Genomic DNA, 16,306 nt, shown 5'->3' with positions numbered 1-16,306 from the left:
TTATCGGTATTTACCAACATCGTTCCCACGTTGCATGGGAACGATTTTCCAGCGTTCTTCTTAGCTGGCGCCTTTGTTCTGATCCTTGCCTGGCACCAGGATCAACCCCGGTTTTTCTACCTCACGGGAGACATGGGATTTCACCTGCGCGACACCGCCTTCCTCGTCGTTATGGATCACCAACACCCCAGGCCGACGCAGCTGCTCAAGGTCACCTTCGCCGAGACTGAAGCTCTCGCTCAGGTTTTTGTCAGTAAGCGCCTTGGCCTCGGCCCGGCGCTGGGCAAACTTGCGACCTCGGCGTTGTTGGTGGCGCGCCCAACTGATCAGGATGACGGCGTTGAGCAGGGCGATCCACAGGTAGATTTGCAGGGTATTGAGCGCGGCAAATATCGGCGCCTCGAATCGAGGACCGCCATGGGTATCGAGCATCGAGGTAATCCCACGTGCCAACAACCAGATCAAGCCGGCCCAGGCCATCAGGGTCAACAGCGCATCGATGACCCACATCACGGAACGTTGGCGGGTTCTGACCAGTTTCATGATGACGCCTCCTCATTTTCGAGCGGTTTGATACCACGGTCCGGGCTGACCCAGCGCGCACGCTTCTGATGCTGGTTGAACAGCACTTTTGGAAAACTGACCAGGGTGGTAAACAGGCTGACTAGCCAGAACACCATCGGGTACCACACCGTCCAGAACAGGGTTTTCCACAGGTCTTTCTCGTAGCGGCGGTCAATCAGGATGCTCACCGCAAACTGCAACAGGCACACCATCGCCAACACCAACCCGGTAAACGCCGGCGGCATCAACGACTCGACAGTAATCGCTTGTGGCAGCGGGATGAATTTGCCCACGCCCCAGAAGATGACCGACAGCAAAAAGGTGAAGGCCCAGCCGGTGGACAAGCAGTATTCGAACAGCAGTGGCCACAGGTAGCGATGACGCCATTGCCAAATGCCGCGGATGTTCTTGAACAGCACTTCGGCGCCGCCCTGGGCCCAGCGCAGGCGCTGTTTCCACAGGCCGCCGACGGTTTCGGGCATGAGGATCCAGCACAGGGCACGGGGCTCGTAGAAGATGCTCCAGTGATCGAGTTGCAGCTTCCAACTGACATCGATGTCTTCGGTGATCATGTCGTTGCTCCAGTAGTCGATGCGGTCCAGCGCCTTTTTACGGAACGCCACCACTACACCGGACACCGTGAAGATTCGACCGATTACCCGTTGCGTGCGCTTGATCAAGCCGATGATCGAAGAGAACTCGCCGACCTGCACCCGGCCGATCAGGGTTGAACGTGTGCGGATGCGTGGGTTGCCGGTCACGGCGCCCAGGCGCGGGTTGTCGAGCATCGGCGCGACCAAATAGGCAGCCGCGTTTTTATCCAACAGCGCATCGCCGTCAATGCACACCAGGTATTCGCTGCGCGCGGCAACGGCGCCCATGCGCAAGGCCACCGCCTTGCCCTGGTTCTGCGCCAGGTGCAGCACGCGCAAGCGTGGATGCTGCAAGGCCAGGGCATCCAGTACGGCTGCGGTGTTATCCGAGGAACCGTCGTTGACGGCGATCACTTCAATGTTCGGGTACACCTGGGCCAGCGCGGCCTCCATGGTGTCGGCGACGTTCTCCCCTTCGTTGTAGCAAGGGATGATGATCGAGATCAGCGGGTTGCCAGCCAGTGTCGGCGCCGGCGTGTCCTCTTTCCAGGGCCAGTGGCGCTCCCAGTGCAGCCAGAAATACAAACCGCCTGCAATCCACAATGCCGACATGAACAGCGGGTAGAAAAACACAAAGTCCATCAGGAACTGCCCGGTGACCAGGAAGATCAGGCCCAGAGGCACACCCAATACCAATGCCAGCACGAATAAAGCCAGGATTCTGTCGAACATGGTCAAGGGTTCCATTGGTTGGAAAGGGCCGGACGCACAGTCTTCAGGTCCGGGGAGTTTTCCAGGAAGTTGTCCGGGTAGTAACCGAAACTCGTGACACCCTGGCGCTTGAGCACGCTCATCCAGTGCGCCAGCTGCTCACCGCTGATATCCGGCGCGGCCTCGGTGCGCCAGTCTTTGGCTTGCAGCTCGAACACGGTGCGCTCCAGCGCGCCGGGGCGCCGCTTGACCGTGGCCACCAGTTTTTCCAGCCAGGCGTCGGCGTTATTCAATGCCTGGCCTTCCATCAGCGGCATGGCCATTGGCGCGGTCCAGTCGTAGGTCTGGAGGAAATCGTCAAGGTTCTGCGCGAACCAGGCTTCGCTGCCGGGGTTGAGCATCGGCTCGGCAAAGATATTGCGCGCCGTCAGTATCTGCGGGCCACGGATGGCGCGGAACTTGGCGGTCAACTCGTTGGTGAAGTCGATCAGGTAGCGGCTCTTGAAGCGGGTCCAGCGCTGCATCACGACAGGGTCGGCACGCAGGGCGGCGATGTTGTCCGGCAGGCCCTGGGCGGCGTAGGCCTTGAGTGCTGCGGGGCTGGCGTCTTCAAAGTCGCTCAGCTTGGCATCGTCGTGGTACAGCACGCCGTCGACACCACTGTTACCGGAGCTCGCCAGGTCCTGGTAGATCTCGCCGATCATCTGCCGCACTTTTGGATCGAACGGCGACAGGCGCTTGTAATCATCCGGATCGGTGCCCACCTTGCCGGTTTGCGGGTCCCAACGTGTCACGCGAGGCAACTTGGAATCGAGGTCGAAACTCAGTACCGGCATCCACGCAAAAACGCTGGCACGAGCCCGGGTATGCAACTGCCAGGCGACCCGGTTGAACAGGTCGGCGCGCATCGGCAGATGGCGGTTGGGGAAGTACAGCGAACGCACCAGGCCGTCACCCGTGGGGTCGGCGTAGGCTTGCAGGAATACTGTCGGCGAGCCCATGTCCACTACACGCTGTACCAGTACATCGAGGTTACGCGCCTGTTGCGCCGGGTCGGGGTCGTAGACGTGGTCCAGGTCCACATGCACGACGCGCATCGGCGCCTTGGCCTGCACCGAAACGATGCTGCTGGCGAAGTGCTCGCCGTCCGGATCGGAGGCAACCAGAAAGCGCGGGCTGCTCATCAATTTGTTCGAGTCGTCGAGGCCGTCGTCCAGCGTGAGCGCCATCTTGTAACCCTGCTCGTCCACAACCGCGAGCGTGGTGCCGTCGGCGGCGCCATAGGGCCATACCCACACCCGAGGCGCCTTGCCGGTAACGGCGCGAATCTTGTTCGAGATCGCGACCACGTCAGCCCGCATCCGCGCCTGGAACTGTGCCTCGGTTTCATAGCGATTGGTCGCCGGATCGAAGCGCCGCGTGGTGGCGGCCGGTTCCAGGTTGCCCTGGGGGTTAGCCAGAATGCCCTTGTGATTGGCGTCGGTGTGGGCGGCGATTTCCACCAGGCCGGAGCGCGACACTTCACGGATCTGCTGCCAGGTCAGGAACTCGCCGCGTGGCCGTGGCAGACCGGCGAAGTCCACCGGCTGGTTCAGCGGCGTATCGATCCAGGAGCCGACCGGCGCGAGCACTGCTGGCCAGTTATAGGCGCGCAGAATCGGCATCACGCGGGTGTAGAAGCTGGAATAACCGTCGTCGAAGCTGAGCATGACGGCCTTGGGCGGCAAGGCCGGCCCACCCCGGCGAGCGGCGAGGATCTGGTCCACGCTGACCGCCTGGTAGCCGTTCTCGCGCAGCCAGGCCAACTGATCGATCAAACGCTCGGTGCGCACCGCCACCACCGCCTGATCGGGATCGGTGTCATTGACGTCGTGGTAGGCAATGCCCAGGAAATAGTTTTTCGGCCACGGCGCTTCGTTGGCCTGTGTCGGGCGCTCGGCGGGTGGCGTGAATGGCGCGGGTTGCTGGGCGCAGGCGCTGGCCAGCAATACGCCCAGGACCAGCAGATAACGGCTGAGGAGGGTCATGATCAGGCTCTTTTAAAAACGGTAAGTGAGGTCGACGAGCAGGCGCAGATCGCGTTCGCGATCACCGTCATACGTTCGGCTGACCAGGCTCAGGTTGGCGCCGGCTTCCAGGACGTCGTTCCAGCGAATGCGCTGGCCGTAACCGATCAAGCCGACACCGCCGCTGGAGTAATCCTGCTGGCGATAAGTGCCCGCGCCGACCTGGAACTGCTGACTCCACTGGGTCTCGTAACGGTGATAAAGCACATGGTTGACGTTGACGGTGGGCATCACGCCGAAGTCCGACTTCGGGTTGAAGTACAGCGTGTCTTCCTTGCTGTTGCGGCTGGCACTGACTTCCAGGCCTAACTCCACTTGCACCTTGGGCGAGCTGTAGATGCCTTCGCGGCCGGCGAGCAAGGCTTCGAGGCGATCGTTGCCATCGCTGAAATGCGACGGGCTGACGGTCAGTTTCCATTCGCGGCTTTCATTCGCGCGCCAGCGGATGAAACCGCTGCCGCCATTGGCCGTAATATCGGTATTGAGCGCCCGCAACGGCGTGGTCGCCGTGAGGTAGTCGAGGCTGCCGCCGTATTGCCAATGGTCATTGATGTCGCGGGCAACCGCTACGCGCGCGCCTTGCTTGGAGCCAAAGCCGTAGGAGTGGTTGGAGACTTCGGCTTCGAGGGTCATGTCACGGGTACGCCGCTCCACGCCCACGCGCTGCCAACGGTGATGGCCGCTGCCTTCGGTAAAGTCGGCGGTGCCGTAGCCGGCACCGGTGAACAGGCGCCAGTCTTCGTCGATGGGCGGCGTGTAGATCACGGTCTCAATGCCCCAGTCGCGGCTGCCCCTGATCGCGCCGGCGTCTGCGTTATTGCTACCACCGTAGCTTTTACCCGTGTAGGCCTCGACGCGGACTTCGGCCATGTCGTGCACTTTGCGCAGGCGATCGAGGCGCTGGACCTGGCGGTTTTCCGGGGCGCGGGCGACCACGTCATCGGCAAGCAGGTCGAGCTGGCGCCACTCCTGCAGGTCCAGCGCGGTGAAGCCCTGGGACATTTCCACGCCGATGTCGCGCGGGCTCTGGTTTTCGGTTTCCTTGAGTGACGCTTCGGCGCGTCTTGGCCATTCGCGGGCACGGTACATCTCGGCCTGCGCCAAACGCACGCCGATGCTGCCTGGGGCTTTGTTGCCCAAGGTTTCCAGGCTTTCTTCGCTGGTCTCCAGGTCATCGCCATAGGTTCCGGCCTGGGCCGCCAACTGCTGGGCGTCCATCCACTCGTCGTTGGGGTTGCCGATGGGCAGGCCCTTGAGCTCAACGCGGGGCTTCTCGGTGCGGGCCAGGTTGTCGGCGACCGCGCGCGCCTCTGCCACCTGGTCGTTTTCCAGCAAGGCGTAGAACAGGGCGGAACTGTCTTTGACATGATCGCCTGGGTCGGCATCCGCAGCGGTCACCGCCTGGCGATACAGCGGGGCGGCCTTTTCCGGCAGGCGCTGGTCGAGGTAGGCGGCAGCGACCCAGCGCAAGGCGTAGGTCGGCAATTGCACGCCTTCAGCCTTGAGGGCTTCGTACTCGCGAATGACCTCGGCGGTGCGCGCCCGGGCCTTGAGCGCGCCGAGGCGGTCGATGCGCCAAATCATCACGTCGCCCTGGGCGCTGGCGTCGGGGGCCCAGCGGGCGAGCAGTCTGTCGTAGTCCGCGAGCGCGCGGTCGGCGATCACAAAGCGTTCTTTCTCGGTACGCGTGGCGAACTCGGCCATGCGTACGCGCTCGGCGGCCAGGTCGCCTTCGAGGCGACGCTGGGTCACAGGGTCGACCAGCCCCGGGCGCTGGGCCGACAAGCGCAAGGCGGCTTCCGGCAGACGGGCCTTTTGCAGGGCAACGAGGTATTCGCGGGCGACTTCGGGCTTGTCGCCGGCGCGGATAAAAGCCTGGTCGAATTCAAACAGGGCGTCGTAGTTCGAACCCGCACGAGTCAGTGCGTAGCCCAGGGCCATGCGCCGATTGGGATCATCCGGCTTGGCCGCCACCAGAGCGCGTGTGCGTTGCACCGCTTCGCTGACTTTGCCGCCGTCGGCCTGGGTAAGGGCCAGGCCCAGTTGCAGGTCGACATTGTTCGGTTCACGCAACAGCGCTTTGCGATAGACCGCCTCGGCCTGCGCCCACTGCTTCTGGTTGCGATAGGTTCGCGCAACCGTGGCCAGCGCCTGGGCGGTCAAGTTGCGATGCTGACCCTGTGCCTCGTACACCTTCAGCACTTCGGCACCCTGTCCGGCCCAGCCAGCGATCACCAAGTGGTCGCTGATCTGGCCTGGCGTCTGGCGCTCGGCCGGCAATTGGCGCAGTTGAGTCAGGGCGGGTGTGAAGTTGCCGTTGCGCGCCTGGATGATCAGGGCGTCGTAGGCCGGGTCGGCCATGGCAAAGGTGGGCATCAGCAACTGGCTGCACAAGGTTACCCCGATGAGCAGCCGTAACCGGCCTGAGGCACTGAGTGGGAGGTTTCGCAGCATATCGTGAGCTTCCTTACACACGGAAAGCTGTAGCGATAGGTGGTCCTGAGCGATTTGCATCAGGGTGTCGGCGTCTCGTGACCCGACCTAGCTTTCCTGTATGAACTATCCCTTAGCGGAGAAAGGGGGAGGGAGATTCAGAACAATTGTTCAGAATTGCCTGACCAGTGCCACAAACCAAATGTGGGAGCGGGCTTGCTCGCGAAGGCGATGTGTCAGTCAACATCTAGAGTGACTGGTACACCGCCTTCGCGAGCAAGCCCGCTCCCACAGTTTGATTGCATTTCAATCGGGCCGCTTTGCGCGGCCCCGAGGCTTATCGGGCGCCGCTCACTGAGCCAACCTTGGACATCACAAAGCCAATGAACTGCTCGACGGTCATCTTCTGGCCGTTGAAGGTCACTTCATTGTTGGCGTAATGCAGCTTGGACACCACGTCGCTGCCCACCAGGGTCGCCAGTTGTGTGCCAACGGCCATGCCGCTGACCATTTCGCTGGCCATCTGGGATTGCTGCTCGATGGCTTTAGGATCGGTCACACCACCAAGCTGCGCTTGCAGGGCGGCAACGTCGGCGATCATTGGCTTGGACAGGGTCAGGTTGGCGTCCAGCAGCGCGACCATTTGCTTGCCCAACTCAACCGGCGGCAATTCCATGGAGGTCGGCTTGGCCAGGTCCAGCACCAGGTTGAACTTGCTTTCACCGTGGGTGGTTTTCAGCGACAGGTTTTCCAGCGCCACGTGTGGCTTGGCGGCCAGCAACTGGTCGACGTTGGCTTCAGCCAGGGCCTGCTCAGCCTCAGTCAGTTGCAGCTCCGGCACCGGTTGGCCGGCGGCAGCAGCGGCTTGCACCGGTTGCATCTTGTCCTGATACAGCTTGGTCAGCAGCAGGCCAGAGGGCACATCGATGTTTTTCACGCTCAGGGCCATGGCGGCGGAACCCACGGGTTTGCCCTGATAGCCGATCTCGTCGATCTTGTAGTCGACGCGGCCGGCCATGTTGTTGTCTTTGACTTCGCTGGTATCTTTCTGCTCGAAACCCTTGAGGGTCATTACGGCTTTCTGTGGGCCGAAGGTGAGCTTGGTGTCGGTCAGCTCTATCGTGTTCTGCCCGGTGTAGAAGCCGAAGGTGGATTTCTCCAGGTTGCTGGCCACGGTCAGGCCGGCGAATTCAGCGTCGAAGGGTGCGCCATTGGCATCGACCACAGCCAGTTTGAGGCTGTTCATGTAGCCGTCGACCTTGACCTTCTTACCCTCGGCGGTGCTGTCGAAATCCAGGTTGAGGCCAGAGAAGTTCACCGAAGCCGTCTCGTCCTTGAACGTCAGCGGCAGCAGTTCGAGATTACCGCTCACCGAACGGCTGTAGCCGATATTGGCCACGCCTTTGAGCGGTGACACGTCTTTGGCGGCGGCGAACCATTTCTCAGTGGTGGCGTTCTTTTCCAGCTCGTAGTGACTGGTAGCCATGACCGGTAGCCATTTCAGCGATACCAGGCGCGAGAACGGCAGCGGGCCGTGTTCGATATGGTCGACAATCAGCAGCTCGGGGTTCGGATTCTGCTCTCCGAAGAACGAGCCCTGGCCCTTGAGGCGATAGTGCGCGGTGCTGCTGAACAGGCCACGGTCCAAGGACACCAGCTCCAGGGCAACAGTGCCGTCGACGCCGGCCATGGAACGTTGCAGTTCCTTGTTGGCGTCCTGCACCGCCGTCTGCAGCACGGGCTCCAGCTGCTTACCGGTGTACCAGGCACCGCCTGCACTGACGACGCCAACGGCGACAACGAAACCCAAAAGAACAACGGCTGGCTTATTCATGAAGTGACCTGATCAAATCCTGTGAGAAGTGGGCGGTCTTCCTTGAACCCTGAGGGGGTTGGCTCAAGCCCGCCGAAAACGGGGGAAGATTAGCATAGGCACCGTAGCAGCGGTCGAGCGCAGCGAGGCCGCGTTCGGCTGCGAAGCAGTCGTAAAACCGGGCAACCTGGTTTATCAGAAACCATAAGTGCTGGCTTTACGAGGACTTCGTCCTCGAACGCGGCCTCGTTCTACTCGACCACTGCTACGTCAGGAGTACTCCAGCTCAATTTCATCGAGTTGGTGGTCGAAGCTCTTCAAGCGCGCCGTCCAGGTGTACACCAGCACCTCAAACTCGCGGTGTATGACCGCATTGCCGGGGGTGTCCGACTTGGGGTCGCAGAAGTCCAGCCGATAGCGCTCGCGGGCCATTTGCGTGGCAACGTCGGACAGTTCCCGCGCGTTGTTCAGCCAGTGCCTACCGTCAGCGACCTGCTGATCAAGTGCCACGCACTGTTTTTTCAGGACTTCGAGGCTTTTCTCCAGAGGCGTGCCAGTGAGGTCACCCATGACTTCCTGGAAGGTCCGCCCCGGCTGCCAATAGCTGCCCCAGAAATAGCGGTCGAACACGGTCTCGACCCGGCGCAGGGCGACCTTGGTGTCCCAGATCGCCACGCGGGTCTTGCCTTGTTCGAGGAGTTTTTTCTTCACCCGTTGATTCTGGTAAGAGGCCCACGCCACTACGCCAATGGACAGGGTGCCGATCACCAGGCAGGCACTGTCGAGAAACACCATCGCCTTGTCGAGCTGATGGGCGAGCATCACGCCGTAGAAATAGGTCGCCGATAACAACACCAGTGCGAAACACACGCACCAGAAAGCGGGAGCATAAGGGTTTTTCATTATTGGAATCCCCATGAGCAAACGCGAGCAGTGACAGGCGGATCGTCGCGGCGGTCCGCCTGTCAAAGCATAGCTATTCGCTCAGGGTTTGCTGGGTTGTGACGCTTGCGTTCGTCCGCTTTCCCAACCGCCGCCCAGGGCCAGGAACAAATCGATCTGGCTCATGGCAACCTGGGTGTTGGCCGCCGCCAGTTGCGCGCGCACATCGGTGTAGGTGCGGGTGGCTTGCAGGTCGGCCAGGAACGACGCGCGGCCGGCCTGGAAGAAGCGGTGGGTCTGCCCTGCTGCTTCCTTGGCCGATTCGCCGGCTTCTGCCAATGCATCGCGGCGTTGCAGTTGCGCAGTGTACTGCGCCAGGCCGGTCTGGGTTTCGCGGATGGCATTGAGCACCACGCCGTCAAAGTGCGCCAGGGCGCCCTGGGTGGCGGCTTCGGCTTCGTGAACGCGCGCGCGGGCGCCGTTGGTCGGCACTGTCCAACTGATCATGGGGCCAAAGCCCCAACGGTTGGTCGCAGGCTGGCCAAGGTTTTCGAGCAGGCCAACGGTCCCCACCGTGGCGCCAATACTGATATCCGGGTAAAGCGCGCCCGTCGCCACGCCGATCCTCGCGGTGGCGGCGGCCAGTTGACGTTCGGCCTGACGCACATCGGGACGGCGCTTGAGCAACGCCGCGCCATCGCCAACCGGCAGCAATTGGGCGATGTGCGGCAGCTCGGCGCAAGTGCCGGTGCCCGCCGGCAGTTGCTCCACCGGCTTGGCCAACAGCATCGACAGGCGGAACAGCCCGGCCTGGCGCAATGCTTGGTAGCGCGGCATGTCGGCGCGCAAGGATTTGTATTGGGTTTGCGAGCGCGTCACCTGGGTTTCATCGCCACGTCCGGCGTCACGCAGACGCTGGGTGAGCTTAGTGCTTTGGGCCTGCAGGTCGAGGGACTCATTGGCAATCGCCAGCTCTTCGTTCGCGGCGCAGACCTGGGTATAGGAGCGCACGACATCGGCTACCAGGGTGATGCGCGCAATATCAGCAGCCGCCTGGGCCGCATCGGCACTGGCCTGGGCACTTTCGATGCCGCGTTGCAGCGTACCGAACAGATCGAACTGGTAGGACGTGGTGATACCAACGCTGCCAATATTGCCCACCGGGACTTTTTCCGTCAGCAAAAACGCTTCGCCAGACTCTTGCAGACGCTGGGCTTCAGCCTTCGCGCCGAGGCTCCAGCCGCCTGCGGATTCCGCTTGCTGGGTCTGAAAGCGCGCACGCTGCAAGTTCGCAGCCGCCACGCGCAAGTCGGTGTTCGACGCCATCGCCTGGCGCACCAGCTCATCCAGGCGTGGGTCTTTGTACAGTTTCCACCAGTCGGCCGGCACCGGCGCCGACACCACATTGTTGCCCTCCCCAGCGATTTGCCCTTGCAGATCGCCACGGTTGACGGCGGCTTTATCCGGCAGTGCGTAATCCGGGCCCACCACTTGGCAGGCCGACAGCAGCAAACCCAGCGCAGCGCTCGCCAACAGCTGCTTCATGGTTTGTCTCCGTCTTTAACCTTATCGCCGATGATCGAGACAGTCGCCGTACGCCCGGCGATCATGCGGAAGTCCGCTGGCACATCGTCAAACGCAATGCGCACCGGAATCCGCTGGGCCAGGCGCACCCAGCTGAACGCCGGGTTGACGTTGGGCAACAGGTTGGAGCCGCTGCTGCGGTCGCGGTCTTCGATACCGGCGACGATGCTTTGCACATGGCCACGCAGGCGAGCGTTGTCGCCAACCACGCGGATATCCACGCTCATGCCGACATGGATGCCGTCGAGCTTGGTTTCTTCGAAATAGCCATCGATATGGAAGGAATTGCTGTCCACCACCGACAGTACCGGGCGCCCGGCGGTGACGAACTCCTGGGTACGCGGCGCACGGTCGTTGACGTAACCGTCCACGGGGCTGCGGATCACCGAGCGGTCAAGGTTGAGCTGGGCAGAGTCCACCGTCACCTGGGCTTCAGCCAGGGCAGACTGGGCCCGGGCCACGCGCGACTGGCTTTCTTCCAGTTGCTCGCGGGGCACCAGGTTGCCGAGGCCGCGGTTACGCTTGTACTCGCGCTGGGCCTGGGCCAAGGTTTCCTGGCGGTCGGCCACGGCGGCCTGGGCTTGGCGCAGGGCCAGCTTAAAACGGTCCTGATCGACGGCGAACAGCACCTGGCCCTTGGTTACCAACTGGTTGTCGCGCACGTCGACGCGCTGGATCAGCCCGGACACGTCCGGGGCGATCTGCACAATGTCGGCACGGATGTGGCCGTCACGGGTCCAGGGGGCAAACATGTAGTACATGACCATGCGCCACACAACGACGACCGCAAACGTCACGATCAACAGCGTCAGGACGACACGGCCGATGGTCAAAAAAGGTTTTTTCATGTCATCAGGTATCGACTGAGTGAGTCCACCGCGCCCAGCAACAGCGCGTAGAGTCCCACGTTGAACAATGCCCGGTGCCAGACCAGGCGATAGAAGTGGATGCGGGTCAACAACCCGTGCACCACCAGAAACAACACATAAGTAAAGCCCATCAGCACCAGCAACGTGGGCAGGAACACCCCGCTGATATCCAGATCACCGATCATAAAGGCGCTCCATCAGGCAACGGCGCTTGCAGCTCGGCGCCGCCAATGAATTCCACGCCCGGCAACAGCGCCAGGCGCAAACCGGCCAGCGCGTGCAGCAGGTGCAGGCGGGTGTCATCTTCGTCTTGCAAACCCTGGCCGTTGAGGGCGCGACGCGTGCGGTCCAGCGTCATCAGCAGACCGCTGGGCGCCGGCAAGCGTTCACCGGCCTTGAGGCACGCCTTGAAGTAACCGCCCACACCTTCCACCACTTGATTGAGCAGCACCCGTGGCACACCGAGGATGCGCGGTGAGTAAGCCAGCAGGTCGAGCAGGTTCAGCGCCACGCGCAAATCGCGCAAGGCGGTGCCGGTGTCCTGGTTAATCAGGGCCAGGCGCGGCAAGTGTTGCATCAGGCGGTCGAGCATTTGCACAGCCATGTGCCGGTGCTCGGCCAGGGTCGCGGGCTCGGTGAGCGTGACGATGTCGCGCCAGCTGAAACGCGTCAGGCGCTTGGCCGCCAGTTCAGCACCGAACGGCCGTGCAATCAGTGTCCACACGAAGGCAAACAGCAAGCCCACCGGCCCAGCCAGGTTGACGTTGGCGAAGTTGAGGAAGTCCGCGTCATAGGCGCCCTGGATGCTGATAAACGACGAGGTATTCACCAGCGTCAGCAGCATGCCCAGGTAAAATCGCGGCTGTACGGTGAGCGTACCGATGCAGATAAACGGCACGGCAAACGCCAGCACCAGCATCGGGAAGTCATGCAGGTTGGGCAGCACCAAAAACAGATAGAGGCTGGCGAACAACACCGACATGGCGGTCCAGAAAAAGAACCGGTAGATCTGCGGTGCGGGGTCATCCATCGTTGCAAAGAAGCTGCAGGCGACAGCCGCCAGGATCACTGCGCTGCCGCCGTCGGTCCAACCCAGCAAAATCCACAGCACCGAAGCAACGATGATCGCGGTGACGGTGGAGAACGCCGAGTAGAACATCAGGCCACGGTCGAGGAACGGCGTGAGCCGGCCCAGGCGCCAGTGGCGGTAGACCGCGCGCCAACTGTCCTGGCTTTCACATTGGATGGCGGCTTGCAGGCTACGGCAGTCTTGCCACAGGTCGATCCATTCACCCAAACGGTACAGCGCATTGGAGAACAGCAGCGTGTGGCGATCGTCCAGCGCTTTGCCGTGGGGTTGCAGGGCATCGACCTGATCACGCAGGGCGCGCCAGCTGTCCATCGGCGCGCTGTCCTGGGTGTTTTCCAGCCACTGGCGGGTCGCTTCCAGCAACGGCGTGATTTTATCCAGGAACTCCGGCGCGCGATGCTCGATGGCATACAGCGCATCGTCGAGTGCATCCACCACTGGCAGCAGGTGAATCATGCGCCCGCGCAGCTCTTTGGTATTACGCACCGTCTGCGGCCTTGCGCCTTCGTGGGGCAACTGGCCGATCATCAGTTCGAGGGTGTTGAAAGTGGCGACCATACCGCCGCGCAACGTGCTGATTTCTTCAGGCTCAACGTTGCGGGTCAGAAAGCGCTGGCTATAAACCTGGGCGTCGGCAAACCACTTGGTCACCGAGCCATCGAACACCGGCATGAGACGGCGCGGCCAGAACATCGCGCCCACCACCGCCGCGACTACGATGCCGAGGAAGATTTCTTCGGTACGCGCTTCGGCCACATCCCACACAGCCAGGGGGTTATCCACAACCGGCAAGGCGATCAGCGGCAAGGTGTAGCCGGCCAGCATCAAGGCGTAGTTGTTGGCGGTGCGCAGGTGCATGGACAGAAACAGCAAAGTGCCCGTCCACAAGGCAATCACCACCACCAGCATGTAAGGCGACTGCACGAACATCGGCACGAAAATCACCGCCGCCGCTGCGCCCATGAAGGTGCCGATGGCGCGGTACAGTGCTTTGGAACTGGTAGGGCCGACAAACGGGCTTGAGACGATATACACCGTGGCCATCGCCCAATACGGACGCGGCATCTGCATAAGCATGGCGATATATAACGCGATCATCGACGCCGCGAAGGTACGTACCCCATAGAACCAGTCACGGGCGGGCGGGAAACCGGTAAAAAATCCGTTCAAAGCGTCGCCGCCTCGAAGGCGCGCAACACACGCAGCGCGGCTTCCAGATCGTTGGGGGCGATATCCGCCAGTACGTCCTTACGCAGACGCACCAGTTGCGCCTCCACCGCTTGCACCAGCTCACGGCCGCGCTCGGTGAGGCTCAAGGACTTGGCGCGACGGTCGTGGACGTCTTCTGTGCGGCACACGTAGCCGTCGGTGCACAGCCGGTCGAGCAGGCGCACCAGCGACGGGCTTTCCATGCCCGAGGCCTGGGCCACTTTGACCTGGTGCACGCCATCGCCCAAGCGGCCGATCATCAAGAGCGGCACGGCGCAGGCTTCGGAAATGCCGTAGCTCACCAGCGTGGTCTGGCAGATTTTGCGCCAGTGACGGGCGCCCACCACCATGCTGCTGCTCAGGTTCATCTGGAGTTGTTCGAGGGATTGAGGCACTGGATAGTTCGCATACAGTTAGTTTGCTAACTATCAATATGGCGGATGAGACCATATGCGTCAAGTTTTGAAACAATTTAGTGGTGGGTGGTGGGCGGTGTGGGTGGAGAAAGCGTGCCTGAGCGCGGACGAGCCATTTGAATCGCTGCAAACCCATGTGGGAGCTGGCTTGCCTGCGATGGCGGTGGTCAAGTCGAGGTAGATGTCGACTGACACTCCGCTATCGCAGCATAAGTATCTACACATTTTCACTGTGATAGTGCGTAGCAGCTGTCGAGCCCCAGCGAGGCTGCGTTTGCGGCCTGTCTGACACACCGCTGACGCAGCCTCGCTGGGGCTCGACAGCTGCTACGCCGGGGGATGGCTAAAGATGTGTAGATACCTATGGCTATCGCAGGCAAGCCAGCTCCCACATTTAGATCAGCGTTGGTTTCAGGCTTGCTGTTCGGCTTGCCCGTCCAGTCCGCGCTGGATTTCACTCATCATGTCCAGGCCATCGCGCAGCGAGACCAGTGCGGCCGTGACCAAATGATGCAGCTTCTGGCTGTCCGCTTTGGCGGTGAGGGTTTCCAACAGCTCTGTGCCAATACGGATGCGACTGCGCGCCGTTTCGTGGAGCAGGTGCGAGGGGGCGAAGATGTTGTAGGCCAGGACAGGAACGCTGGTGAGATTGGTTTGAAACGGTTTGTATTGGTCCATCGATAAAACCTCACAGATAAGGGTTTGAACCACTCGCTCTCGTCGCCAAACAAGAAAAGGTGGCAGCTGTACGCAGGTTGGCGAACCGGTTATCTGTGAAACCCGGCAGATCCGAAGATCTCCCGCGTACAGCCGCCATAGAACCCTGCACCTTCATCCAAAGATGAGAAAGCACGGGGGTATGAACGCTGAAACGCGTCACAGAAACTCGGATCGCCAAATCCGGTCGCCGATGTGCGGCGACGGGGCGAACTATAGGTTGGATGGTTGAGGCAGTGCAACCGACTTAATGACCGTTTTGTCTCCTGACGAGCCTGCTGGAAACGTCAGCATTTTTTGCTCCACCGCCAGACGCTCCAAACTTTAACCATCTCGGAAACAACGACTAACACAACCATTAATACCAAGTTGTAGTCTGGAACTAAGCGAGCGCCGATAAGCAAGACCGAAACCGATGGAATCAAAAATGCCAGGCGCAAAGGCGCTTGAAGATAAACTAACCATTTGACGCTTTCTTGTTGAATAAAAAAAAGCAAACAAGACACGATTATAGAGGCCTGCAAAAGCATAACGAATACAAACATGTAAATCTGCGCGACGCTGTGTTCGCGCAGAATCCATACCGCGTTCTCAACATCACTGAAATAGGGGATTCTGCCACCCATCACACTGGTAATGACGTACCGAGCAAGATAAATGGCATCCATAGATCCCCAAAACCAAAAAATGTGTTTGCGCGTCATTTTTCAACATCCTTGTATTCGTAGGCCATATCCGGTGTTACGGGCTGCCAGTGCCAGGATTTACCACCTACCTGCCAGTTGTCATCCCCCTCCAGATAGCGTTGTTTGATATGCCGTAGCTCACCATACCGACGCTCAACCGATCGGTGAGTGGGCTGATCATCGCGACTATCAAGCCGCACCCACTTTTGAGTCATGACCCTGGTGGTGTTCGCGAGATACTTTCCGTCCGACAGAAACATTCGCCCCTCATCGCCCATGGAAGCCAACCGATTGGCAGCCAGGACTGCGGTATTTTTAACGCCGTCGTAATCGATACTGACTTTTTCCCACTTACCCGGCCCGACGTAAAGCCGGCGCCCCATCAGATGTCCGTATGTAACGCGACTCTCTCTACTTAAAGGAAGGAAGGGATGCTCCATCACAAATAACCAATCACCGACTGCCAATTTATCCAACACCCGCCGTTGATCTTTCCCCCCCGAGCAAACAACAGGTGAAATATTGCACTCACTAAGAAGCTCGCCCTGTAGTGGTCAACTGATCCCGGACACGACGTTAAGTTTTTTCTCAGCCTGAGCCGGTGGCAGCCCACCATTAAATTGGTGCGGTCGAATCCAGTTGTACCGGTGCATCAAAAAATGGCTGATATCCC

14 protein-coding genes are annotated in these 16,306 nt (G+C 60.8%); all 14 read right to left on the bottom strand.

Translation table 11 applies throughout. The features are described 5' to 3' along the window. Nucleotides 1–60: 60 nt before the first annotated feature. Entirely contained in the window at nucleotides 61–543 is a 483-nt protein-coding gene (pgaD, locus tag AACY08_RS08495) for a poly-beta-1,6-N-acetyl-D-glucosamine biosynthesis protein PgaD (protein WP_339421182.1), read from the bottom strand. Further along, nucleotides 540–1,889, bottom strand: a complete 1,350-nt coding sequence (gene pgaC, locus AACY08_RS08490) for a poly-beta-1,6-N-acetyl-D-glucosamine synthase (protein ID WP_339469051.1) — start codon at nucleotides 1,887–1,889, stop codon at nucleotides 540–542. Before pgaC ends, pgaD begins: the two co-directional genes overlap by 4 nt. A gap of 2 nt (nucleotides 1,890–1,891) precedes the next feature. Next, nucleotides 1,892–3,895 (bottom strand): poly-beta-1,6-N-acetyl-D-glucosamine N-deacetylase PgaB, encoded by a 2,004-nt coding sequence (gene pgaB, locus AACY08_RS08485; RefSeq protein ID WP_339469049.1) that lies wholly within the window; start codon nucleotides 3,893–3,895, stop codon nucleotides 1,892–1,894. A 12-nt stretch (nucleotides 3,896–3,907) separates the two neighbouring features. Next, nucleotides 3,908–6,388, bottom strand: a complete 2,481-nt coding sequence (gene pgaA / locus AACY08_RS08480) for a poly-beta-1,6 N-acetyl-D-glucosamine export porin PgaA (RefSeq protein ID WP_339469048.1) — start codon at nucleotides 6,386–6,388, stop codon at nucleotides 3,908–3,910. Nucleotides 6,389–6,704: 316 nt separating this feature from the next. Beyond that, complete coding sequence (locus AACY08_RS08475) at nucleotides 6,705–8,201, bottom strand: YdgA family protein (RefSeq protein WP_339421188.1); 1,497 nt, start codon at nucleotides 8,199–8,201, stop codon at nucleotides 6,705–6,707. Between the two features lie 249 nt (nucleotides 8,202–8,450). Further along, a complete protein-coding gene (locus tag AACY08_RS08470) occupies nucleotides 8,451–9,083 on the bottom strand; it encodes an NADH:ubiquinone oxidoreductase subunit N (RefSeq protein WP_339469047.1) in 633 nt (210 codons plus the stop codon). Between the two features lie 81 nt (nucleotides 9,084–9,164). Continuing rightward, nucleotides 9,165–10,607 (bottom strand): efflux transporter outer membrane subunit, encoded by a 1,443-nt coding sequence (locus tag AACY08_RS08465; RefSeq protein ID WP_339469045.1) that lies wholly within the window; start codon nucleotides 10,605–10,607, stop codon nucleotides 9,165–9,167. Continuing rightward, entirely contained in the window at nucleotides 10,604–11,494 is an 891-nt protein-coding gene (locus AACY08_RS08460; protein WP_339469044.1) for an efflux RND transporter periplasmic adaptor subunit, read from the bottom strand. Before AACY08_RS08460 ends, AACY08_RS08465 begins: the two co-directional genes overlap by 4 nt. Beyond that, entirely contained in the window at nucleotides 11,491–11,700 is a 210-nt protein-coding gene (locus AACY08_RS08455; RefSeq protein WP_339469043.1) for a DUF1656 domain-containing protein, read from the bottom strand. The genes AACY08_RS08460 and AACY08_RS08455 overlap by 4 nt, the downstream gene beginning before the upstream one ends. Continuing rightward, a complete protein-coding gene (locus tag AACY08_RS08450) occupies nucleotides 11,697–13,775 on the bottom strand; it encodes an FUSC family protein (RefSeq protein ID WP_339469041.1) in 2,079 nt (692 codons plus the stop codon). Before AACY08_RS08450 ends, AACY08_RS08455 begins: the two co-directional genes overlap by 4 nt. After that, nucleotides 13,772–14,182, bottom strand: a complete 411-nt coding sequence (locus tag AACY08_RS08445; protein WP_065872815.1) for a MarR family winged helix-turn-helix transcriptional regulator — start codon at nucleotides 14,180–14,182, stop codon at nucleotides 13,772–13,774. Before AACY08_RS08445 ends, AACY08_RS08450 begins: the two co-directional genes overlap by 4 nt. Before the next feature lie 459 nt (nucleotides 14,183–14,641). Further along, on the bottom strand, nucleotides 14,642–14,908 hold the full coding sequence (locus AACY08_RS08440) for a hypothetical protein (protein WP_339469039.1): 267 nt from the start codon (nucleotides 14,906–14,908) through the stop codon (nucleotides 14,642–14,644). A gap of 326 nt (nucleotides 14,909–15,234) precedes the next feature. After that, complete coding sequence (locus AACY08_RS08435; protein ID WP_339469038.1) at nucleotides 15,235–15,651, bottom strand: hypothetical protein; 417 nt, start codon at nucleotides 15,649–15,651, stop codon at nucleotides 15,235–15,237. Then, the gene (locus tag AACY08_RS08430; protein WP_339469037.1) at nucleotides 15,648–16,112 is read right to left on the bottom strand and encodes a hypothetical protein; all 465 of its coding nucleotides are present in this window, start codon (nucleotides 16,110–16,112) and stop codon (nucleotides 15,648–15,650) included. The genes AACY08_RS08435 and AACY08_RS08430 overlap by 4 nt, the downstream gene beginning before the upstream one ends. Between the last annotated feature and the right edge of the window lie 194 nt (nucleotides 16,113–16,306).

Origin of the sequence: Pseudomonas sp. EL_65y_Pfl1_R83, assembly GCF_963970695.1 — a bacterium.
Lineage (GTDB): Bacteria > Pseudomonadota > Gammaproteobacteria > Pseudomonadales > Pseudomonadaceae > Aquipseudomonas > Aquipseudomonas tritici.
Note: the sequence above shows the minus strand (reverse complement) of the source record. Positions and strands in the feature narration are given on the sequence as shown.